Raw genomic sequence first — 24,341 nt, 5'->3', positions numbered from 1 at the left:
AATCAAATTAAAGTTACACCGGTTCCGTTTAATTCAGAATAGTTTATTTTTCCAAAATCTATGGTTACACCAGTGGCAATATCTTCAGCCAAAAGCAATGCACCGTCCATATCTACATAATCCAGTTGCGGCAATAAATGCGCAATCGCAGAAATTCCTACAGTAGATTCAGTCATGCAACCCACCATAGTTTTCAAACCTAATTTTTTGGCTTCCTGAATCATTCGTCTTCCGGGCGTCAGTCCGCCACATTTTACTAATTTGACATTTACACCATGAAAATGATTATAACATTTGGCCACATCTTCTTCTATAATACAACTTTCGTCAGCGATAATCGGTAAAACCGAATGTTTAAAAACTTCCTTGTGTCCTTCCCAATTATCTGCTTTCATAGGCTGTTCTAAGAATTCTACGCCTAGTTTTTTTAACTCGATAGCATTATTAATAGTTTCTTCCACGCCCCAACCACAATTAGCATCAATTCGAAAAATGGCATTGGTATGTTTTCGAAGTTCAGTAACAATGGCAATATCTTCTTTGGTCCCCAATTTTATTTTATAAATTGGCCAAGGTAATTCTTTCATTTTAGCCACCATTTTTTCTATGGAAGCAATGCCAATAGTATAATCGGTCAATGGATTTTTATCGATGTTGTAATTCCATAACTCGTACAATTTCTTTCCTTTTTTACGAGCATACAAATCAGTATACGCCATATCCAAAGCGCACAAAGCAAACATATCGTCTTTTAAATACCGATGGATTTTTGCCCAAAATGCTGAGGGTGTTTCATTTGTTGTAGTTTCAATTACAGAGCGAATTTTCTCTAAATCCTGCATCATCATTGGAACGGTTGTCTTATAATATGGATTAGATGTCGCTTCGCCAAAACCTGAAAATCCTTCACTTTTTAATGCTACAATCAATGAAGGCTGAAAGTCAATCGATTCTCTTGAAATCGTAAAGGTGTGTTTTAATTTAAGGTTGTATTCTCTTAAGATTAGTTCCATTTGAATCTGATTTAGTACTTAAAATTAATGTATTTATCTTTTAAATTAATAGCCGAGCCATAAAACGGCTTTGACAAAACCATCGCGCCATAACTTTTCATTGTGTTGTCCTCCTTTTACGATTTTCTTTTCATTCAAATTGAGGCAATAACATCGTTTAGTATTAATTAGGTATTCCATTTTATTGAGGTCAACAATCATAGAATCATCGTCACCTTCTTTATCTCCGCAAAGGAAATAATATTTGGTTTTTTGCTTTTTATTTTTCTCTTCTAATTCGAAAATTTCTTTACGGTTAATCCAAAAAGCGGGCGAAAAAATACCTGCTTTGCCAAACACTTCAGGATACTTTAAAGTAGCGTAAAAGGAAGTCAAACCACCCAAAGAACTTCCCATAATTATGGTATTTCTCTTCTCCCGTTTGGTTCTATAGGTTTCGTCAATTTTTGGCTTCAACGTTTTTACAATGAATTCTAAATAATCAGCTGCTTTTCCGCCATCATATTTTTCGTTTTTAAAAGGAGTTAATTCTTCTAAACGTTTGTCATTTCCATGTTCGATTCCTATAACGATGACTTGTGCATTAAGACTGTCCAGTTTTTCATCGACATTCCATTCTCCGCTATAGGATGTTTTAGCATCAAATAGATTTTGTGCATCATGCATGTATATCACGGAATATTTCTTTTTGGAATTTAAGTAATTTTTAGGTAGATATACCCAGATTTTCTTTGACGTTTTAAGTTGTGGTGCCTCTATAGTAAAGGTAGAAACTTGTTTTGATGCAGTGCTTTGTTGAGCTATTGTATTTGTAAATGTAAAAAGTAGTACAAGAAGAAGGGGAAGCCGTTTAATCATTAAGTTATAATTTGTAATTTAATTTAGAAGGAATTTTTTAGCTAAAAATAGTAATTATTTTTATAATTTGATTTTGAATAAAATTATAATTGATGATCTTTTATTAAAATAAAGGTCTTGTTCTAGAAATCAAATTCATTCAGTCTTTGATCTCTACTTTTATTTCGAATATATTGTTATTTATTGCTTCGAATGATAGCAGAAGTACTTCCCAAATTACTATCGTTCCAGTACTCGAATTTTGTTTATTTGTTAAAGTTTCATTTTATTGTGTTTTTTTATTTGGTTTAAATATTTGATAATCTGAGTGATAGTTTTTTTTATTTCGATTTTTATTATATTTCGTTAATTCATGCCAATATTGAAATTATTTACTGGCACAGTTGTTGGATTTCGCAATAGTAGTTACTAATTAATATTTTGAAAAGATGAAAAAAATAAAGTTACTCGCATTATTAGGTATAGCCTTTTTTGCCACAAGCGCAATAAATGCACAGGTATCGTTTGGTTTAAATGTTGGACTTCCTACAGTAGTAGTATCAGGTCATTATGGGAGAGGGTATGCCCCTCAAAGAGTTTACAAAGAATATTACGATAATGATAGGGTCTACTGTAATCCTGGACGATATGAGAACCGGAGAGATTATGATAGGAGAAGATACGAAGCACAAAGAAGGTATGAAGCGCAACAAAGATACGAAGCACAAAGAAGATATGAAGAAAGAGATAATCATGGACATTGCGATAACGATGAGTACGATGATTAATTACTATTAAATTAAAATAGAAAAGAGAGAGAATCAAAATTGATTCTCTCTCTTTTTTTGTATTTTCTATAGTTGTTCAAAAACAATATGAAAATCTATAAAAGATGTCTAATTGGTGACCAATTTTTTGTATTTTAATTTAAAAGAGATATTTTAGCTAAAAATAATAATTTCATGGATACTTACGAGGAAAAAAGAAGCTTACTTTTAGAGATGATTGCTTTTTCTACTGTTGACGGACAATTGCATAAGAGAGAATACGATTTTTTGTTTATTGTTGCCAATGAGCTAAATATTGAAAAAGGAGGATTCAATGATTTGTTTCATCAGGAATTACCAAAACTGCCTATTAAATCGGAGTTTCAACGCATCCAACAATTTTATAGACTGGCTTTGTTAATGCATTGCGATGGGGTTTTGCATAAAAAAGAAAGTATTGCAATTAAACAAATAGCAATTGATATGGGACTCAATCCAGAGGCAACTAAACGTATTCTTAAGTTAATGAAGGAAGCGCCAAATGCAATTATTAATAGCGAAGTTTTATTGAATGTTTTTCAGGAACAACAGAATTAAGTTAATTGTCCTTGCAGCACTTTTATTTCATCACGTAATTTTGCAGCCTGCATAAAGTCTAATTCTTTTGCCGCTTTTTCCATTGATTTGCGTTTTTCTCGAATTCGTTTTTCAATATCTGGTTGGGATAAATATTCTGTGACTGGTTCGGCTGCAGTTGAAAGACCGTAGCCTAATTCATAATCTGCCAAAGGATTTTTGGTAAAAGCACTTTCTATTTTTTTATTTAAAGCTTGAGGAACCAAATTATTTACTGTATTGTAATTAATTTGTTTTGTTCTTCGATAATTGGTTTCGTCAATGGTTTTTTGCATGCTTGCTGTAATTTTATCAGCATACATAATTGCTTTTCCATTTAAGTTTCTCGCAGCACGACCAATTGTTTGCGTAAGCGAACGATGACTTCGTAAAAAGCCTTCTTTGTCTGCATCAAGAATGGCTACCAATGAAACTTCGGGTAAATCCAAGCCTTCACGAAGTAAATTCACACCAATCAAAACATCAAAGATACCTTTTCGTAAATCTTGCATGATTTCTATTCGCTCCAATGTGTCTACTTCGGAGTGAATATAGCGACAACGAATATTCACTTTCGTTAAATATTTAGCCAATTCTTCCGCCATTCTTTTGGTTAAAGTCGTCACCAACACACGTTCGTCAATTTCGGCCCGAACTTGAATTTCTTCTATTAAATCATCAATTTGGTTTAAACTTGGACGGATTTCGATAATTGGGTCTAGCAATCCTGTTGGACGAATTACTTGTTCCACAACAACGCCTTCTGTTTTTTGCAATTCATAATCGGCTGGTGTTGCCGAAACATAAATCACCTGGTTTTGCATCGCTTCAAATTCTTCAAACTTCAAAGGACGATTGTCCATCGCTGCCGGAAGTCGGAAACCATATTCCACTAAATTTTCTTTTCGGCTTCTGTCTCCGCCATACATTGCGCTAACCTGAGAAAGCGTTACGTGACTTTCATCAACCACCATTAAGTAATCTTTAGGGAAATAATCCAATAAACAAAAAGGTCTTGTTCCGGGTAAACGACCGTCAAGATAGCGGGAATAATTTTCAATTCCGGAGCAATAACCGAGTTCGCGAATCATTTCCAAATCAAAATTGGTGCGTTCTTCCAATCGTTTTGCTTCCAAATGTTTTCCAATTTCCTTGAAATAATCGACTTGTTTAACCAAATCCTGCTGGATTTCCCAAATGGCGCCTTGCAAAACATCTGGTGAAGTCACAAACATGTTAGCAGGATAAATAGTCAGTTTTTCAAATTTTTCAAGAACCTGAGAATTCTTTGGGTCGAAACTTTCAATTTCCTCGATTTCATCACCAAAGAAATGAACTCGATAGGCGTCATCCGCATAACTTGGGTAAACATCTACTGTATCGCCTTTTATTCTGAAACTTCCGGGATTGAAATCGGCTTCCGTTCTGGAATATAAACTTTGCACCAATTGATGCAATAATTTGGTTCGAGAAATGATTTGTCCTTTTTCAATTGGAATTAAATTTTTCTGAAATTCTATAGGATTTCCAATACCGTACAAACACGAAACAGATGCTACTACCAAAATATCTCTTCGTCCTGAAAGTAATGAAGCAGTGGTTGACATTCGCATTTTTTCCAGTTCTTCATTGATAGATAAATCTTTTTCAATGAAAACACCAGTTACTGGCATAAAAGCTTCGGGTTGGTAATAATCGTAATAAGAAACAAAATATTCTACGGCATTATTTGGGAAAAATTGTTTGAATTCCGAATACAATTGTGCTGCCAAAGTTTTATTGTGTGCCAAAACTAATGTTGGTCTTTGTACTTCCTGAATCACATTGGCCACTGTAAATGTTTTTCCAGATCCTGTAACTCCTAATAAAGTTTGGAATTTATCACCATCAATAATCCCTTGAGTCAATTTTTCAATCGCTTGAGGTTGGTCGCCCTTAGGCTGGTAATCAGATACTACTTGGAAATTCATTTAAAACTAGGGACTTGGGTTAAGAGTAACAAAGGTACAAAGTTTGGATTCTTTTTTTACCTAAGTTTAAGCCAAAAAAAAAGCCATCAACAAAAGTTGATGGCTTTCCATAATATTAAATGTTTTTCTAGAAGCTGAAACTTAATCTGGCAAAAACAAAACGACCGTTTTGACCAAATTGAGATGTGTTTCTTGAATACACAAATTGATTTGCATTTGACAAATCAATTGAATTATTTGAAGATGTAGTTGCTGAATAAATAACAGCTCCATTAGCATCAACTCCAGAAGCTCTTTTTGCAATTGTTTGAGGTCCTAAATTGAAAGTTGGATAAATATCAAAAATGTTATTAGCTCCTACAACAATTTTTGTTGCAGTAGTAATTTTAAATCCTACAGATAAATCGGTAATGATTTTCGCAGCCCATACTGGATGTTCGTTTTCAACAGCTTGATTATTTACAACAATAGCATTGATAGTCCCATCATTATTTGCATCAGCAATGTTCGGGTCAGTTACTTTACCAAAATAAACGTTTCTCAAGAAAAAATCGAATTTTTTGTAAGAAAGTGAATTCGTTAAATTAGCTTTAACTCTTGGCACTGCTTCTTGTAGATAAATTCTCGAAGATTCTGAATAATATCTGTTGATTTGACCCGCTGCTTCTAGTATTGGAGATGCATGGATGTCGCCTACTTTTTGGGTATTAGAAATGGTCCCTGACAAATCAGTTTTTAAAGACAAACCTTCACCTAAACTTACTTTATGGCTAATTACAACGTCAATTCCTTTTGACTCCGTATCAATTGCATTAGCAAAAAAAGTTGCAGCAGTTGCCCCAGCAGCATCAAAGTAAGGTTTTGTAACAGCATTCGAAGTAAATTGATCTGTAAGAACGACTCTATCATTGATTTTTACAATATAAGCATCAGCAGTTAAAGTGATATTGGCATCAGGTATTTTTGCTGTAAATCCTACACTGGCGCTTTTAGATTCTTCTTGTTTTAATGTTGGAATTCCCAAAGCTTTTGCTACTGGAGAGTCATTGCTAAATGTTCCAACTTCAAATGGGACACCACCTACGAATTGAGTAGCTGTTGAGTTAAAATAGATTTGGTGTAATGATGGTGCTCTAAATCCAGTTGAAACGGCACCACGTAAATTGATATTATCCGTTAGTTTGTAACGAGATGCAACTTTGAAATTAGTTGTGTTTCCAAAATCAGAATAATTCTCAAAACGAACTGCTCCGTTAACTAACCATTTGTCAGTAAGGTCTAATTCTAAATCAGTATAAACAGCATAACTATTACGTCCTTTGTCAATAGCATTTGCAGGTCTGAAACCTGGAAATACTTGCGCTCCGCCTGGTCTTGTAGCCCCATAAAAGTCAGTAACTTTAATGTTCGCTGGAGTTGTGCCTGTAACTACAGCTCCATTGATGTCGTATAGGTTATATGAATCCGGCTCACCTGCATTGATAGTAAAGTTTTCATGTCTGTATTCAGCACCAAACGCAACGTTCAGTCCTTTCATAACATCAAATTTTCTATTCATATCAAAATTGGTTGTATTTTGAGAGAAACCTAAACCTCCAGCATCAAAGTGTGTAGCTGATTTTTCTCTTAAAGAAGCATTAACCGTGTTTTCGATATTATAGTCAAAAGTATTTTTTCCAAAAGTATTACTTAAGTCAAAATTCCAATTTTCGAATAACATACCTCTTAGACCAGCAGCTATAGATACATCACCAATTGTAGAATGAATTTCTGGCAAGAAACCGTTTGGATATAATCCAGTATATGATCTGGCTTGATTCGGTTTTCTGTAAAAACCAGCAGCTTCTCCAGTTCTATAACTAGTTCCGCCAAAAGCATAAGCTTCTAATTTATCAGTGATTGGATAAGCCGCGTTCAAAAAGAATTGTGCACTTTTCAAAGAAGATTGTCCCACTTTCATATTGAAATCTTTTCTTTGAAGTTTTCTGTAAGCCAATTCATTTTCTGTTACATCTCCAATTCCACTTGCTGAACTTCCTAAAATAGTTTGCAGTCCATTTGCTCCATATAATGATGTTGCACCAGCAATAGATGCTTGTTGTGCAGATGTGAAATATGCTACTTGAGGAGCATAGGTTTGAATAGCTGAAACAATTTGTGCTTCATTAGCGGTTGGGGCAGCTTGTGTTCCAATATTTCCCCATAGTGCATTAATATTTGTTCCGTCTTTAGCTGCTCTTTGCTCAATTGCATTGAAAGCACTGAATAATCCACCAGTTACATCTTTAGCTCTGCTAGTAGCATCTCTAAGTTGAAAACTCGCTGTTGCATTGATAAAACTTTTCTCTTTACCAAGACCTGTTCCGTAGTTTAAATCTAATTGGTAATTACCACCATCAATACCACCAGAATGGTCATTAGCGCCTTTAGAAGCATTTCCTCCACCAAAAAGAGCAACATCTAATTTATTGGTGTTTTTCTTTACATTGATGTTGATTACACCTGCAATAGCATCAGAACCATATTGTGCAGAAGCTCCATCTCTTAATACTTCGATTTTTTCGATAGCAAAAGCAGGAATTGCATTTAAATCTGTTCCTACAGATCCTCTTCCTGGGGATCCATTAATATTTACTAAAGATGAAGTGTGTCTTCTTTTTCCGTTAACCAATACCAATACTTGATCTGGTCCTAAACCTCTTAATTGTGCAGGGTCAATGTGATCCGTTCCATCAGCTACAGTTGTAGTATTAGATGTAAACGATGGTGCAACCATGTTCAAAATTTGATTTAAGTTAACTTGTGGCCCTTGTGAAGCAATCTCTTTCATGCTGATTACATCAATTGGCACAGCAGATTCAGTTACCGTTCTGGTTGGATTACGCGATCCTATTACAACAACATCTTGCAATGTTTCGCCGCTTCCTGTTAAAGTAACATTTACAATGTTTCCAGTTACAGTTACCGATTTAGTTTCTAATCCTACATAAGAAAATTGTAAAACAGCTCCCATTTGAGTAGTGATAGTGTAATTTCCATCTGCATCAGTCGTAGTCCCTTTAGTAGTCCCTTTTACAAGAATTGTTACACCTGGCAAAGGTTGACCGCTATCATCTACTACACGACCTTTTATGATTTCAGCAGCTAAGTTTTCATTTAGTGTTGACATAAGGTCTACATTCATGCCTGCTTTTTGAATACCTTCCTTTTGTAAAACAATTTGATTGCTTACCTCAGTGTAATTCATTTTAAGTGGTTTCAAAATGCGGGTAAGTACACTTGATAGCGCTTCATTATTAGCATAAACACTCACTTTTTGATTGAATTGTGTCATTCTCGAATTATACGAAAATTTTACATTTGCCAGTTTCTCAAGTTTAGTTAACGCAGTATCTAAGTTCAAATCGGTTAGGGTAATAGTTACCTTTGTGTCTAATTTCCTCTGCCCTCTAATATTATTTGCTATTGTAACGCTTGAAAAAACAAGGGCTAAAACAAATTGAAATAAGGTTATTTTCATGATTCGAAAGAGTAATCGTTGTTTAAGGACGGTTTTTTTCATAATTTTGGGTTGTGTTTGTTAGTATTCTTTTGTTTGGTTATTGATAACGCAACAATTACTCTTTACAGAGAGGTAATTGATTTAATGTAAGGCGTTGGGAATGTTACAGCATTTCCAGCGCTTTTTTAGTTAAGTATTTTAATTCATAGGCAAAATAAGGTTAGTTGCATCCATCTGATATAATTATTATTTGGTTTCCATTCATTTCATAACTGCTGTTGTTTCCAAGACTTTTACAGATAATTTTTAGTTTTTCAGGTAAAGGTTGGTCACCCAAAGATGTTGTAAGATAACAGTCTTTTAATTTTTCCTGAGGAAAATCAATTTTTACTAAATAAGCTTGCTCAATTGTTTTAAAAATTTGGGCAACCGGAATATCTGTAAATTCAAATCCCAATTGTTCAATAGTACTTGTGGAATGACTTAAAGATTCATCTTGCGTTATATCTGTAATTTTATTAAAAACTAAATTTTTACGCACGAATCGTAACGCTTGGTTTGGTAACAATACAATCAATTCGTCCTTTGAGTTTGCTATTAAATGGTTTGATCTCACTTTAACTTTACCGGTACGAACTACCACCTCTATATTAGGCTGATTAGCATATGCTTTTATTTTAAAACTGGTTCCTACTACTTTAGTAACAATTTCATTAGCAAATACAAAAAAAGGTTTTTGTGGATTTTTACTGATTTCAAAAAAACCTTCACCAGATAAGTAAACTTTTCTTTCATTACCCACAAATATTTTTGGATAACTCAACTTACTATTAGGTTGTAATAATACAGAACTCCCGTCGGATAATGTTATTATTTGTGGTTTGTCTGAATTATTAGTTTGTTCAACCAAACCTTCGTCGTTTTCATTGATTAGTTCATTATAGCTAAGAGCTGAATTTTTATCAGCTAAATGTTGGCTATAAAACCAGCCAGATAAAAGACCTATAACTAAAATAGCAGCTACATTTCTAAACCATTGGTTTTTCCAAAGTTTTATAACCGGTTGGACTACTGCATTTTTATTTTCTTCTTTTGTTTCAATTTTCATCCAAGTTGCTTCTAATGCATTTTGGATGGCCTCAGAAGATAAATCACACTCAGGGGTTTTCATTGCTAACAGCCATAATCGGGCTTCTTCTACTAATTTAGCACGACTCGGGTTTTCTAAAGTCCATTCTTCCCATTGTTGCTGGTCGTCTTTGAAACAAACCCATAATTGGAATGATTCATCGGCTAAAAAGTCTTCTATTTCAGTATAACTGTTACGGTGTTGCATCAAAAAAAAGGTTACAATTATATAGAGGACAGTTTTTTTACTGGATACTCATTAAATTCTATTTTTTTTTTTAAATTTTATTTTAAACCTAAAAAGCATTTAAAAATAGTAGTAAAATAAGGGAAATACTTCCTTTCCAATCCTTGCGTAAACATAATAGAGCACGATGTAAAAGGTTGTTTGCTGATTGATAATTAATATCAAGCGTATCTGCTATTTGGTCCACAGTAAGGTCTTGATTGTAGCGAAGATATAAGGCTTCTTTTTGTCGAGAAGGCAAATTATTAATCAATTGGTTGAGACGTGATACTTTATCAGCAGTTATCTCATCAGCAATGAGATGATGTTCTATAGAAAAGTCAAATAAAAATTTAATGGAATCAATTGAAGTACTTACACGAAAAATACGATCACGTTCTTGTAGTCTTGTGATACGTTTACGAACGCATGACAGTAAGTATGCTTTTACTACAACTGAATCATTTAGTTTATTTCTGTAAACCCAAATATCTGTAAAAACATCTTGTACGCAATCCTGCACCTTTTCAGGAAATGGAATAAATGAATTTCCATAACGGACTAAATGGGAGTAATGCTTTTTAAAAAGTAGCGAAAAAGCTTTTTCATCTCCTTTTTTTAGATTGATCCAAAGTGTGGTGTCATCTTGTGTTTCGGTATGTAGTAGCTGCCTTTTCACAATTTAGTTTGGATAAGTTCATTTTTTTAATGCTAAATAACATTTGAATTGCAATAAAAAAGAGGTTTTTTTCTTCCTTTTCAATGTTGCACCATTTTAAAAATGAATGATTTTTTTGCTAATAATTTGCTGAATCGTAAAAGAATGTCTTTTTAATTATTTAACATTTTCTTAGCAAACTTACGTAAAACTATATTAAAAAATATTTATAAGTATGAAAATATAAAGAAATTCGATTTTTCGTGAATATTTTCATATTTTTTTTTGAAAACAATTTTTTTAGAAGTTTAATTAATGATTTAATAACAGAAGCATTTGTTTATTCTTCGATTAAATAAATAATTTTTATGAATGATCAACAACAACACATTAAATAGGCAAATGAATTGTATCATTTGGAATTGTTTTATAGTGTTTTTTATTCTAAAATTTCCAAGCTTTCTGTTGTGCTCCGCTCAAAAAAGTCCAGGCTACAATTCGGCTTGTTTTTTGGCCTTGAGCCATATCAATTGTTTTTACTTCAACTGCGCTGACTTTGTTTAATGTTTTATAAATACTGGATAGATTCTCTTTTTTGGAAACCAAAGTCGTAAACCACAAACAATTCATAGGATATTTAGCACTTTCGTAAATCATTTGAGTCAGGAAACCTATTTCGCCACCTTCACACCATAATTCAGTATTTTGACCACCAAAATTCAATACCGGATTTTTAGTTCGGGTATTTTCCAGATTGTTGATTTTTCTTATGGAAGATTTTGTGGCTTCTTCTTTTGAATTATGAAAGGGAGGATTGCAAATGGTAAAAGTAAATTTATCTTCGGGTGTAATTATGTTTTTAAAAATGAAGCGACTTTCAGTTTGTAATTGCAGGCTTATGGTATCCATAAAATTTGGATTGTCTTGGATGATTTTTTTGCAATTTTGGATTGCTTTTTCATCAATATCGGTTCCTACAAAACTCCAACCGTAAGTTGAATTTCCTATTATTGGATAAATACAGTTAGCGCCTATACCAATATCTAAACCTTGAACTGTTTCTCCTTCAGGGATAATTTCGTTATTGCTTGAAGCCAATAAATCAGCGATATAATGAATGTAATCCGCTCTTCCGGGAATGGGCGGGCAAAGGTAGTTTTTAGGAATATCCCAATCTTGGATTCCGTAATGAGTTACCAGTAAGGCTTTATTTAGCGACTTTACAGCTTCAGGATTACTAAAATCAATGGTTTGCTTCGCCTGTTCGCTGTCGCTCGAGTCTATATTGTGCTCATTGGCAGAAACAAAAGCTTTTAATTCAGGGCAATCTTTGATTAATTGTTCAAAATCATATCCAAATCGATCTAGATTTCTAGGATGTAAATTCGTTTTTTCGGTAATCGTTTTTTGTTTTGTTTTTTCCATTTCGGCGCAAAGATAGACAATCTTTTTTTGTCAAATTACAGTAAGTGTTAAAGAACGTTTTTTATCATTAATCCATGCATTCCATCATCAATAAATCACCTTCATTGTGTTCTATTGTGACGATGCCATCTTTAATAACATGATTGCTGCTTCCAGTTCTATATCCAATGGTTAGGCTATCGTCTTTTAATGGATAAAATAAATTATCAGAATGAATTCCGGTGACGTGGCCAATGGGAATTAACGAAATGGGCGTGTTAGCCGTGTACCATTTTTCGAATTTGTTTGGTAACAAAAATATTTTGGAATGGTCGTCTAATATCACAATTTTTAATAGATTTCTATATCGAACTATATTCGTAAGATTGGTAATAGTATGATCTGCTCTTCTTCCGGTTGCCCAAACGACATTTACGGCTGGAATTTTACGCTGAATTAAATAATCAAAAGCCTTTTCTAAATCGGTTTTGTCTTGATTTGGTGTGTGGATTATTTCAATAGGATACTGTGAAGTTTGGTATTGTTTCGGATCAAATCCTCTGTCAAAATCCCCTAAAAGAACATCCACTTTTATATCTAATTCCATGACTCTTTCCATGGCCGAATCCAATACAATTACTAAAGGCGACCATTCTAACAATTGTCCTAATAATTCTGAATTGCAAGCTGCGCCATTAGCAATTATTAAAGCTGGTTCTTGGTCGTCGCGAACGATGTGATGTGAGGACATGAATATTGTAGTTTTTAGAATGTAAATTTTATATTTACCATGTAAAAGTAAATAAAAGTTATCATTTTATCTTGTGCGGGAATAGCCCAGATAAAAATGAAAAACAAAACATGTTCTAAACTTTAGTTTTATTCCTGTAGAAGAGCGACCAAAGGAAGCTCCTTATACGGGTTAAAAAACTTTTTAGAACCTGTTTTGTTTGTAATGGATAGCTGGATTGGCTCCTAATTATTCAACGGTGTAGTTTTTAATGTCGACTTCGCTAAGCGAAAAATAACCCAAAGGATAATTTGCTGAATTTGTGGTGTTGATTATATTTCCTCTTACCGTAGCGGGTGGAGATTGAAACGGACCACCGCCATTGTTTCCTGCAATACTTACTAATACATTGAGATAATTGTAGTAAGATTTTGAAATTCCGTAGTGGCTGATTTCGATTAAATCACCGGCTTTTAAATCTTCATTTTGGGAAATACTAAAGAATTTATTTCCATCAAAAAACTCATCTTGGTCTACGTAAAAATTAGATTTAATCTGATTGGAGTAAATGTATTTATACAAATAATAATTAGGTTCGTTAGCTGCATCCGTATAATAGGATTTGATTTCTATATTCTTTCCGGTGAAGCCCCCTGCGTTGTTTTGGATAATTTCAGTTATTGGCGGAACTGCTTTTAATGTTTCAGTAGCCGTGTACGTTGCGCCCTCACTAATAACCGTTAATGTGTACAATTCATTTAGGACCGGAATAAAATTATTGCAAAAGTATTCTCCTTTAGTAGTCGATTCAGTAAAACTGAAAATCACATTTGAACTATTTTTAATTGTGATTTTGGCTCCAGAAACTTTAGGAATCACACCGCTGTAATAATCAGTGGTTGTGGTTAATTTTATTTTTTGTTGATTTCCATCGGTACCTTTTCTCCAATTTATAGATGCCTCAATAATCAGTTTTGGTGGCGCAGTATATAGATCTATTGGAACAACTTCTTGGCAACTGCTTAAAATAAGTGCTGCTACAATACCTAAAAGGAGTATTATTTTTTTCATGATAATTAAAATTTGAAGTTATAACTAACTGCAGGAACTACTCCAAAAATTGAAGTTTTTACAGCCTCATTAGTACCAGTGTCTGTATTTTGCCTGAAATTGATTGAAGCTGCATTTTTTCGGTTGTATAAATTGTAAATGCTAAATACCCATTCTCCTTTCCAGTTTCGGTCGCTATTTTTGCGTGGTGTCAATGTTGCTGCAATGTCGAGATGATGATAAGCAGGCAGGCGGTTTTCATTTCTCAATCCATAACTTGGAACGGTTATGCCTAAGTATTCATATTGTCCATTAGGATAGGTAACAGGTTGTCCGGTTTGTAATGCGAAGTTAGCTCCAAAAGACCATTTTTCATTTAAATTATAAGAACTGGTAATCGCAATATTATGCAATTTATCATAAACAGAGTTGTACCATGACCCATTGTTGATTCCCGTCTCGATAGGTGTTCTTCCTGGTGTTTGTTGTTCAGATTTAGATAAAGTATAGGAAACCCAACCATTAAATTTGCCTTCATTTTTACGGAACATAATTTCCAATCCGTAAGATCTTAATTCTCCATTTAGAATCACTTGTTCGATTGCTTTATTAGCAATTAGATTTGCACCATCAATATAATCCAATCTGTTTTTTACTTTTTTATAATACGTTTCAACTTCTAAAGAATAAATGCCTTCTTTGAAATTTTTAAAATAACCCAAAGCTACTTGGTCTGCAATTTGAGGTTTGATGAAATTATCACTTGGTGTCCATACGTCAAGCGGAGTAGGAGAGGACGTATTGGAAATCAATTGTAAATATTGTACCATTCGGTTGTAACTCGCTTTTACAGATTGGTCATCGTTGATTTGATAGGCCAATGAAAAACGAGGTTCCAGGTTATTATAACTCTGAATGGTTTTGTTTTTTCCATAGAATTTAGTTCCTATAGGAGTGGCTTTTTCATAAATCTGTAAATCTGGATTGAAGGTCACAGGATTATTATCAGCATAAATATTTACTGTGGATTGTCCTAAACGGTAAAACATACTGTAACGAAGCCCATAAGAAAGTGCGATTTTTTTTGAAATTTCGTGATCCGCATTTATATATAGTGCGGGTTCAAATGCATATTTTTTATCTAATTGATCAAAATTAATTCCAGAATTTAAATCCGAAGGTCTTATGGTTCCCGGATTAAAATCATAATAAATAGCACTTACGCCATAATTCAATTTGAATTTATCGGAAATGTAATTCTTGAAATCGTATTTGATATTGTAATTCTTGATGCCAGAATCCCATTTGAAACCTACAAAATCCAAATCCAATCCATAATAATAGTCACTGTAGATTAACGATAAATTCGAAAATAGTTTATCTGAAAATAAATGATTCCAACGTAAGTTCAAAGTAGAGTTTCCATAAATATTGGTAAAGCTTTTGTTTAGGCTAAAAACGTCTCTTCCAAAATATCCCGATAAATATAAGTTGTTATTTGGTGTCAATTTGTAACTCAACTTAGTATTCAAATCATAAAAATAAGCAGAGTTGTCTTTTTGATCTTTTGATAGTTTCAAGAATAAATGAGCATACGAACTTCGCCCTCCAATAAGGAAGGAACCTTTGTCTTTTACTATTGGTCCTTCGGCCAAAATTCGACTAGAGATTAATCCTATTCCTCCATTGATATGAAATTCTTTACTGTTGCCGTCTTTTTGATAAATATCCAAAACCGAAGAAGCTCTTCCTCCAAAACGAGCCGGAATTCCTCCCTTGTATAACTTTAAATCCTTTATAGCATCCGGATTAAAAACGGAGAAAAAACCAAAAACATGGGAGGAGTTAAAGATGGTTGCTTCGTCCAATAGAATTAAATTTTGGTCAGCACCGCCACCGCGAACATTAAATCCGGACGCGCCTTCACCAGCATTAGTAACTCCGGGAAGTAATAAAATAGATTTGAGAACATCCACTTCGCCAAGCACTACCGGCATTTTCTTAATAGTCGAAATAGAGAGTTTATTGACACTCATTTCTGGTTTCCGAATATCAGTTTTAGTTTTAGTATCAATAATGATTACTTCTTTTAAGGCAGTTTCATTACTTATTAATTTAAAATTATTCTTTATGTTTTGGTCTAGATTTATTGATTCCTCAATAGTTTGATATCCTAAATAAGTGATTTGAACACTGTAATTTCCTTTTGGTACAGTAATAGAATAAAAGCCATATTCATTGGTAGTGACGCCAGTTTTTAATTCTGGGATAACAATGTTTACGCCAATTAATGTTTCATTGCTGTTGGCATCAATAATAGTTCCGCTAAGTGTGAATTTTTGTTTTGATTGTTCGCCTGTGTTTATATCCTGAGAGAAAGAAGTAAAGAAGGACATAAGTACAATAAGAAAGGGAATAATTTTCTTTATAATCATTGTTTAAATTTTCTAAATGAAGAATTACAAATTTCATTGAAATGAATACTAACTCTAGTATAACAAATGTTAAGGTATTGCTAAGATAAAAAAAAAGACAACTGAAAACAGTTGCCTTTTAATAGTATTATTTATTATAAATTTCTAATTATGCAATTTTTGCAACGATAGCATTGAATGTTTCGCTAGGACGCATTGCTTTTTCAGTCAATTCAGGATTTGGTTGGTAATGACCACCAATAGCTTGAGGTTTCCCTTGTGCTCCAATTAACTCTGCATTAATTTTTGCTTCGTTTGCAATAAATTCAGCAGCAATAGGAGCGAAAATAGTTTTTAATTCAGCATTTTTATCTTGTGCAGCTAATGCTTCTGCCCAGTACATTGCTAAATAAAAATGAGAACCACGGTTGTCAATTTCCCCAATTTTACGTGCTGGGGATTTATCATTTGCTAAGAATTTCTCTGTAGCTACATCAAGAGTTTCGGCTAAAATTATTGCTTTAGCATTATTTAAAGTTTGCCCTAAGTGTTCTAATGAAGCTCCCAAAGCCAAGAACTCACCTAATGAATCCCAACGTAAATAACCTTCTTGTGTAAATTGCTCCACATGTTTAGGGGCTGACCCACCTGCACCAGTTTCAAACAAACCTCCACCATTCATTAATGGAACGATAGACAACATTTTAGCTGATGTTCCTACTTCTAAGATAGGAAATAAGTCAGTTAAGTAATCACGCAATACGTTTCCTGTTACAGAGATAGTATCTAATCCTTTAATGATTCTTTCTAATGTGAAGTCAGTTGCTTCAATAGGATTAAGAATGCGAATGTCTAAAGCTGTTGTATCGTAATCTTTTAAATATTTCGTTACTTTTTCGATTAATTCTCTATCATGTGCTCTGTTTTCATCTAACCAAAAAACGGCTGGAGTATTTGATAAACGAGCTCTGTTAACAGCTAATTTAACCCAGTCTTGAATCGGAGCATCTTTTGCCTGACACATTCTGAAAATATCTTTTGCTTCAACAGCTTGTTCCATTAAAACGTTTCCATTAGTATCTACAACACGTACAACGCCGTCTGCATTCATTTGGAATGTTTTGTCATGAGAACCATATTCTTCTGCTTTTTGTGCCATCAAACCTACGTTTGGAACACTTCCCATAGTTGTTGGGTCAAAAGCACCATGTTTTTTACAAAAATCTATAGTTGCAGTATAAATTCCAGCATAACATCTGTCTGGAATAATCGCAATGGTATCTTGTCTGTTTCCTTCCTTATTATACATTTGTCCCGAAGTACGAATCATTGCAGGCATAGAAGCATCTACAATTACGTCAGAAGGAACATGAAGATTAGTAATTCCTTTTTCAGAATTAACCATGGCTAATGCTGGTCCGTTTTCTATTGCTTGATTTATTGCAGCTTCCACTTCGGCTTGCATAGGGTGTCCTGCAATTTTTGCATATACATCACCTAAACCATTTCTGGTGTCAATATTCAATTCATTGAATAAAGCAGCATATTTTTCGAAAACAGCAGCAAAATAAACTTCTACGATTGCTCCAAAAATAATTGGATCAGAAACTTTCATCATCGTAGCTTTCAGGTGAACTGAAAGTAAAACGTTTTGTTCTTTAGCTTCTTTGATTGTTTTAGCAACAAAACTTTTCAAAGCATTTAGGTTCATAACTGAACTATCAATTATTTCACCTGCTTTTAATGGAGTACTTGCTTTCAAAACAGTAGTAGAACCATCTTTACCAATAAATTCTATTTTTACATCAGTAGCATCAGCAACTGTGATTGATTTTTCACTTCCGTAAAAATCACCACTTTCCATAGAAGCTACCTGTGTTTTTGAGTCAGATGTCCAAGCTCCCATTGAATGTGGGTTTGCTTTAGCGTAATTTTTAACTGCTTTAGGAGCTCTACGGTCAGAGTTTCCTTCACGTAAAACTGGATTTACGGCAGACCCTAAAATTTTAGAATATTTGGCTTTTATTGTTTTCTCTTCGTCGTTTTGCGGTTCTTCAGGAAAATTTGGTAAATTATAACCATGAGATTGTAATTCAGCAATAGCCGCTTTTAATTGGGGAACGGATGCTGAAACATTTGGTAATTTTATAATGTTTGCTTCTGGAGTTGTTGCTAATTGTCCAAGTTCTGATAAAGCATCGCCTTTTTTTTGATCTTCAGTCAAAAATTCTGGGAAGTTTGCTAAAATTCTTCCGGCTAAAGAGATGTCTCTAGTTTCAATTTCAATATCAGAAGTTGCTGTAAATGCTTGTACAATAGGTAAAAATGAATAGGTTGCCAATAAAGGCGCTTCATCAGTAAGGGTGTAAAAAATTTTTGATTTTTGTGTCATTTTTTTATTTTTATAATCGAATCACGGTTAAATGTAGCTTAAATAAGGTCTTTCACTTGAAATAAGGCGGACAAATATATGAAAATCAGATGTAATAGAAGGTGGATTTTACATAGAAAAATACGATTTTTTAGATTACTAACTTGTTATTCTTAAATTGTTAGTTTTATAGGTTCTATAATCCTAAATTAGGAATTTATGAGGGTGAAAATTAGCAAAAAAAAAGTCCCAACATTGTTGGGACTTTTTTATAGTAAAGAGACAGTTGACTATCTTCTTTTGTCTTTAATTTTAGCTTTTTTACCAGTAAGTTCTCTAAAGTAGAAAATTCTAGCTCTACGAACTGCACCTTTTTTGTTGATTTCAATTTTCTGTAAAGCTGGCAAGTTTACTGGGAAGATACGCTCAACTCCAATTGCACCTGACATTTTACGGATAGTAAAAGTTTCTGTATTAGCAGAACCTCTTCTTTGAATAACAACTCCTTTAAAAAACTGTGTTCTAGTTTTTTCACCCTCTCTAATTTCGTAGTAAACTGTGATAGTATCACCAGCTCCAAAAACAGGAAAATCTTTTCTAGCTACTAATTCGTCTTGAACGAATTTCATTAAATCTGCCATGATAATTTTTAATTATGGTTTTTATTAAATCAACATTCACGGATCTCGCCAGAGGTTAACTTAATGTGGGCGCAAAAGTAAATAAAAAAGTTTAAAGTTTAAAGTTTTTCTTGTTTAAAGTTTAGAAGTTCTTGAATACCAACTTTAAAGCGTAAACTTTAAACAAATTTCTAATCTTCCAATAAATCCGGTCTTCTATTCTTAGTGTGTTCATACGCCATGTCTTCTCGCCATTTATCAATTTTGGCAAAATTTCCGCTAGTCAACACATCAGGTACTTTCCAACCGTTATAATCTGCAGGACGCGTGTATATTGGTCCCGATAACAAACCATCTTGAAAACTATCCGTCAATGCTGAGGTTTCATCGCTCAAAACACCAGGAATCAATCGGATTAAAGCATCCGATAATACTAAAGCGCCTAATTCTCCACCGCTTAAAACATAATCGCCAATAGATATTTCCTTCGTAATAAAATGGTCGCGCACGCGTTGATCCACACCTTTATAATGGCCGCAAAGAATAATGATATTCTCATACATCGACATAGTGTTGGCCATTTTTTGGTTCAGGGTTTCCCCGTCTGGCGACATATAAATGATTTCGTCGTAGGTTCTCTCACTTTTCAAATGTGTAATGCAAGCATCAATGGGCTGAACCGTCATCACCATTCCTGCACCACCTCCGTAAGGATAGTCGTCCACGCTTTTCTGTCTGTTGGTCGTGTAATCCCGCAGATTATGAAAATGAACTTCCACCAATCCTTTGTCAATAGCACGTTTCATAATCGAAGCCTCAAACGGACTTCGCAATAATTCTGGGAGAACAGTTATAATATCAATGCGCATAATTTCTTTTCTAAGTTTTAAAGTGCAAAGGTACAAAGTTTTTGAGACTCAAAATTTTCCAAATAAACGAATCAATAAATAAGCGATTAAACTTTTCTTTAGGAGCTATTTCCAGCTGTCCGTTGCAATCTTTCCAGTGCTGAACCTATTGCAGAAACCGGAAAGATATTCAGCACTGGAAAGGATTTTCACTTCCATCTGGGCTAGTATTTTGTGGGATTAACGAGGTTTTAAAGAAGGTATTATGTTTGAAATAGCTTCAAAATCGTATCTCTATTTAATCCCTAAATTTCTAAATAAGCAAATCAACACCTCCAATTCCCTTTTTAAAATTAATTTCGTAAATTTGCCTTTCAATAAAAATTATACAAAAATGGAAAACGGAATATATGCTAAATTCAACACCGCAAAAGGAGCGATTTTAGTAAAACTAACACACGATTTAACACCAGGAACAGTAGGGAACTTTGTAGCTCTTGCTGAAGGAAATATGGAAAACAAAATAAAACCGCAAGGACAAAAATTCTATGATGGTTTAAATTTTCATAGAGTTATTCCTGATTTTATGATTCAAGGGGGATGTCCTCAAGGAACAGGAACTGGAGACCCAGGTTATAAATTTGATGATGAATTCCATAAAGATTTACGTCACAATGCACCTGGTGTTTTGGCAATGGCTAATTCAGGTCCGGGTTCTAATGGATCTCAATTTTATATCACACACGTTGCAACACCTTGGCTAGATGATAAGCATACCGTTTTTGGTAATGTTGTAGAAGGACAAGATGTAGTAGATGCAATTGCTCAAGGAGATGCTTTAGAGTCAGTTGAAATCATTAGAGTAGGAGACGAAGCTAAAAACTGGAATGCTATTGAAGCATTTGTTGGTTTAAAAGGCGCTCGTTTAAAAAAAATAGCCGCTTTGAAAGCTGAATCAGAAGCAAAAATGGAAAAATTAGCTGCAGGATTTGAAAAAACAGAAAGCGGATTGCGTTACCAATTTATCCAAAGAGGTTCTGGTAAAAAAGCAGAAGTAGGAAAAACAGTTGCTGTTCACTACGAAGGATCTTTAGAAAGCGGAAAAGTTTTTGATTCTTCTTATCCAAGAAAAAAACCAATCGAATTTAGATTAGGTCAAGGTCAAGTTATTGAAGGATGGGACGAAGGGATTGCTTTATTGCAAGTTGGCGATAAAGCCCGTTTCGTTATTCCTTCTGATTTAGCATATGGTTCAGCAGGTGCAGGAGGAGTAATTCCTCCAAATGCAACATTGATTTTTGATGTAGAATTAATGGACGTTAAATAGTCTAATTCAGATAATATTTTTTAGTTGTCAGATAAAACAAAAAACCCAAAACGAAAGTTTTGGGTTTTTTTATACGGCAAATCAATTTATTACTTTTTTTAAACCTCTGAATTTAGAAATTCAAGTAAATCCTTGTTTAATTTATCTTTTTCAATGTAAAATAAACCATGTGGCGCTCCTTCGTAAATAATAAACTTATTATCCGGGATCAGTTTTGTAGCTATTTCTGAAGTAATTTCAATAGGAACGGTTTTGTCTTCATCACCATGAATAATTAATGTAGGTACATTTACCGAAGCCATTTCGCTACGAAAATCGGTTGAGGAAAATGACTTTGCACATTCTATAGTTGCGCGCGGTGATGCCAATGAACATAACATTCTGTAATAATCTAATAAGGGTGAACTGATGGGCTTACTTATAAAGCTTACCCCGAAAAATGTTTTTCCAAAACTATCCAAAAAGCCAATACGATCGTCTTTAATTTGTTCTGCCATTGCATCGTATTTTTCTTGTGGAACACCATCTGGGTTGGAATCAGTTTTTAATTGAAATGGAGTTACTGAAGATATTAATACTGCTTTTGAAACTCCTTTGCCACCATGACGACTAAAATAACGTACCACTTCACCACCTCCCATCGAAAATCCTACCAGCGTAACTTCCTTTAAATCCAATTGATCAATAATAGCTTTTAAATCATCCGCCAATGTATCATAATCATAACCATTCCATGGTTGTGAGGATTTTCCAAAACCACGACGGTCATACGTAATAACTCTAAAATTATTATGAACCAACGTGTCAATTTGATATTCCCACATTTCATTAGACAGTGGCCAGCCATGAATAAGAATTACGGGTTTTCCTGTGCCATAATCTTTTACATATAGTTTTACATTTGTAGCTGTTACAATGTATTTATCTGTGAGCATTTTCAATTCAGAAAAATTATCTTCACTAAGTAATTCACTTCTGTTAATTTGACTATTTTCCATAACATTTATTGTTTACAAAATGAATTTAGTATTCATCATATTGTAAAATTAGATGTATTTGACAAAAACAGTATTACAGAATTACTTTGAATAGTTGTAACTTTTTTGTTTTGAGGTAAATAAAAAAGTATGCTGCTGAAAATTAAGGTGTTCTTCTAAAAGGGGAGTTATTTCCACTTAATATTACAACCAATACTTGGTTTTTGATTCGGATTAATTATTCGATTATAAATCACACTATCTATTGCACCCCGTAAATCAGAACCGCTAAGTGAAATTCCATTTCCTGGTCGGCTATCATCTAGCTGTCCGCGATATACTAATTTATTTTGGTTGTCAAACAAGAAAAAATCCGGAGTGCAAGCCGCGTCGTATTCTTTGGCTACCTCTTGTGTTTCGTCATATAAATAGGGGAATTCCATTTTATTTTCGAACGCAAATTCTGTCATCAACTCCGGTGCATCTTCGGGATATTGTGAAATATCATTACTTGAAATAGCGATTATACCAATTCCCTGAACACGATAATCATTAGCAATCATTATAATTTCTTCAATGATATGGCACACAAACGGGCAGTGATTGCAGATGAAAATGACTAAAGTTCCTTTTTCTCCTTTTAAATCTGAAAAAGAAAACCATTCACTAGAATTAGTGTCTTTCAAATGAAATTCAGGAGCAACAGTTTCAAGCGGAACCATTTTTGAAGCAGTTTTTGACATTTATTTTTTCTGGGATTTAAGTTTTTAAAAGCGCTCTTTTTAAAAGTGTTGAAGTTTTTTTAGATTTTAAACTTTAAAGTTATGAAAAATGGATTGTTTCTAAACAGAAAATAGTAAATTTCGTTTGTAAAATAGTGTCATTGAAAATTGACTTTAAAATGAAAATAAATTTATGGATTTAACTTGGTCTGAATTTGAAAGAGTAGAAATGCGTGTGGGAACAATCTTAGAAGTAAATGATTTTCCCGAAGCCAGAAAACCGGCTTATCAATTAACAATAGATTTTGGTGCAGCAATTGGAATTAGAAAAACATCAGCGCAAATAACTAAGCGCTACCAAAAGGAAGAATTGAAAAACCGACAAATTGTTGCAGTGGTCAATTTTCCTAAAAAGCAAATTGGGAAATTCATGAGCGAATGCTTAGTCTTAGGTGCAGTAGGAGATGAGGGAGATGTTATTTTATTGGCTCCTGATTTTAAAATTGAAAATGGATTGCGAATCGGATAAAAAATTAATTATTAATTTTATTGATTAATTGTTGCAATAGCATTTGTCCTTCTTCCCAATAATTAAGATTTGATTCAGAATTAATATGTCCTTTTTGACCAATATTTATAAAGTCACTTCCCCACATTTCAGCTAAATACTCTGCTCTTTTTGATGATATGTAAGGGTCATTTTCGCTGGTCACCACGATGGAAGGGAAATCTAATTTAGATATGGGTATCGGTGAAAAGTTCCAAACTTTCTCTGGTGTATGTTCTGGAGAATCCACATCAGCAGGAGCAACCAGTAAAGCACCAATTATATTAGGATTATTATTTGCAGAAACCCAATGCATTACTAAAGAAACGGCAAGACTGTGTGCAACCAAAATAGTGGGTTCTTCCAGTTTTAGTATTGCTTCGTTTAGTTTTGAAAGCCAATCCTCGCGTTGAGGTTCGTCCCAATTGTTTTGAATTACCTTAGTAGCATTTTTATATTTTTTGAGCCAGTAGCTTTGCCAATGGTTTTCTCCTGAATCTCCCAAGCCTGGGATAATTAATAATTTTATTTCCATTCTAAATATATAACTAATAGGAGTCCGTCTAAAAAAGCGTAAGTATTTAGAAGAACTATTTTGTGGAATAAAAATATACA

General features: G+C 33.7%; 20 protein-coding genes. 4 read left to right on the top strand and 16 right to left on the bottom strand.

Translation table 11 applies throughout. From position 1 onward, the window contains the following. Nucleotides 1–2: 2 nt before the first annotated feature. On the bottom strand, nt 3–1,013 hold the full coding sequence (locus T410_RS16245; RefSeq protein WP_035673816.1) for a dipeptide epimerase: 1,011 nt from the start codon (nt 1,011–1,013) through the stop codon (nt 3–5). A 45-nt stretch (nt 1,014–1,058) separates the two neighbouring features. Beyond that, entirely contained in the window at nt 1,059–1,871 is an 813-nt protein-coding gene (locus T410_RS16240) for an alpha/beta hydrolase (RefSeq protein WP_035673814.1), read from the bottom strand. Nucleotides 1,872–2,299: 428 nt separating this feature from the next. Between T410_RS16240 and T410_RS16235 the strand changes: the two genes are divergently transcribed. Both T410_RS16235 and T410_RS16230 read left to right on the top strand, forming a co-directional pair. Beyond that, nucleotides 2,300–2,638, top strand: a complete 339-nt coding sequence (locus T410_RS16235; protein ID WP_035673812.1) for a hypothetical protein — start codon at nt 2,300–2,302, stop codon at nt 2,636–2,638. Between the two features lie 174 nt (nt 2,639–2,812). Beyond that, the gene (locus tag T410_RS16230) at nt 2,813–3,214 is read left to right on the top strand and encodes a hypothetical protein (protein WP_035673809.1); all 402 of its coding nucleotides are present in this window, start codon (nt 2,813–2,815) and stop codon (nt 3,212–3,214) included. Here T410_RS16230 and uvrB read toward each other — a convergent pair. From uvrB to trmD, 11 genes are all read right to left on the bottom strand, one after another. Beyond that, on the bottom strand, nt 3,211–5,202 hold the full coding sequence (uvrB, locus tag T410_RS16225) for an excinuclease ABC subunit UvrB (protein WP_035673806.1): 1,992 nt from the start codon (nt 5,200–5,202) through the stop codon (nt 3,211–3,213). The two genes, T410_RS16230 and uvrB, sit on opposite strands and share 4 nt — an antisense overlap. A 127-nt stretch (nt 5,203–5,329) precedes the next feature. Further along, a complete protein-coding gene (locus tag T410_RS16220) occupies nt 5,330–8,386 on the bottom strand; it encodes a TonB-dependent receptor domain-containing protein (RefSeq protein WP_202963263.1) in 3,057 nt (1,018 codons plus the stop codon). 538 nt (nt 8,387–8,924) lie between these two features. Next, nucleotides 8,925–10,040, bottom strand: a complete 1,116-nt coding sequence (locus T410_RS16215; protein ID WP_035673804.1) for a FecR family protein — start codon at nt 10,038–10,040, stop codon at nt 8,925–8,927. Nucleotides 10,041–10,128: 88 nt separating this feature from the next. Then, on the bottom strand, nt 10,129–10,737 hold the full coding sequence (locus T410_RS16210; protein WP_035673802.1) for an RNA polymerase sigma factor: 609 nt from the start codon (nt 10,735–10,737) through the stop codon (nt 10,129–10,131). A gap of 423 nt (nt 10,738–11,160) precedes the next feature. Continuing rightward, nucleotides 11,161–12,141 carry a 23S rRNA (adenine(1618)-N(6))-methyltransferase RlmF gene (gene rlmF / locus T410_RS16205; protein ID WP_035673800.1) on the bottom strand — a complete coding sequence of 327 codons (981 nt, stop codon included), beginning with the start codon at nt 12,139–12,141 and terminating at the stop codon, nt 11,161–11,163. A gap of 67 nt (nt 12,142–12,208) precedes the next feature. Continuing rightward, entirely contained in the window at nt 12,209–12,871 is a 663-nt protein-coding gene (locus tag T410_RS16200) for a thiamine diphosphokinase (RefSeq protein WP_035673797.1), read from the bottom strand. A 228-nt stretch (nt 12,872–13,099) separates the two neighbouring features. After that, nucleotides 13,100–13,921: a DUF4249 domain-containing protein gene (locus tag T410_RS16195; protein ID WP_035673795.1), complete on the bottom strand. Its 822-nt coding sequence runs from the start codon at nt 13,919–13,921 to the stop codon at nt 13,100–13,102. Between the two features lie 5 nt (nt 13,922–13,926). Then, nucleotides 13,927–16,335, bottom strand: a complete 2,409-nt coding sequence (locus T410_RS16190) for a TonB-dependent receptor (RefSeq protein WP_035673792.1) — start codon at nt 16,333–16,335, stop codon at nt 13,927–13,929. Between the two features lie 148 nt (nt 16,336–16,483). After that, a complete protein-coding gene (locus T410_RS16185) occupies nt 16,484–18,706 on the bottom strand; it encodes an NADP-dependent isocitrate dehydrogenase (RefSeq protein WP_035673787.1) in 2,223 nt (740 codons plus the stop codon). A gap of 269 nt (nt 18,707–18,975) precedes the next feature. After that, complete coding sequence (gene rplS / locus T410_RS16180) at nt 18,976–19,326, bottom strand: 50S ribosomal protein L19 (protein ID WP_035673785.1); 351 nt, start codon at nt 19,324–19,326, stop codon at nt 18,976–18,978. A 170-nt stretch (nt 19,327–19,496) separates the two neighbouring features. After that, on the bottom strand, nt 19,497–20,174 hold the full coding sequence (gene trmD, locus T410_RS16175; RefSeq protein WP_035673782.1) for a tRNA (guanosine(37)-N1)-methyltransferase TrmD: 678 nt from the start codon (nt 20,172–20,174) through the stop codon (nt 19,497–19,499). 373 nt (nt 20,175–20,547) lie between these two features. Here trmD and T410_RS16170 point away from each other — a divergent pair, with 373 nt between their 5' ends. Next, a complete protein-coding gene (locus T410_RS16170; RefSeq protein WP_035674757.1) occupies nt 20,548–21,480 on the top strand; it encodes a peptidylprolyl isomerase in 933 nt (310 codons plus the stop codon). A gap of 98 nt (nt 21,481–21,578) precedes the next feature. Here the strand turns inward: T410_RS16170 and T410_RS16165 are convergent, their stop codons facing one another. Both T410_RS16165 and T410_RS16160 read right to left on the bottom strand, forming a co-directional pair. Further along, on the bottom strand, nt 21,579–22,478 hold the full coding sequence (locus T410_RS16165; RefSeq protein ID WP_035673779.1) for an alpha/beta fold hydrolase: 900 nt from the start codon (nt 22,476–22,478) through the stop codon (nt 21,579–21,581). Nucleotides 22,479–22,645: 167 nt separating this feature from the next. Beyond that, nucleotides 22,646–23,200, bottom strand: a complete 555-nt coding sequence (locus T410_RS16160; RefSeq protein ID WP_035673777.1) for a thioredoxin family protein — start codon at nt 23,198–23,200, stop codon at nt 22,646–22,648. Between the two features lie 172 nt (nt 23,201–23,372). Here T410_RS16160 and T410_RS16155 point away from each other — a divergent pair, with 172 nt between their 5' ends. Continuing rightward, nucleotides 23,373–23,708 (top strand): tRNA-binding protein, encoded by a 336-nt coding sequence (locus T410_RS16155; protein ID WP_035673775.1) that lies wholly within the window; start codon nt 23,373–23,375, stop codon nt 23,706–23,708. Between the two features lie 4 nt (nt 23,709–23,712). On the opposite strand, the gene T410_RS16150 is transcribed toward T410_RS16155, so the two are convergent. After that, the gene (locus T410_RS16150; RefSeq protein ID WP_035673772.1) at nt 23,713–24,261 is read right to left on the bottom strand and encodes an alpha/beta hydrolase; all 549 of its coding nucleotides are present in this window, start codon (nt 24,259–24,261) and stop codon (nt 23,713–23,715) included. Nucleotides 24,262–24,341 lie beyond the last annotated feature (80 nt).

The sequence above is a fragment of the Flavobacterium sp. 83 genome, assembly GCF_000744835.1.
Taxonomy (GTDB): Bacteria; Bacteroidota; Bacteroidia; order Flavobacteriales; family Flavobacteriaceae; genus Flavobacterium.
Note: the sequence above shows the minus strand (reverse complement) of the source record. Positions and strands in the feature narration are given on the sequence as shown.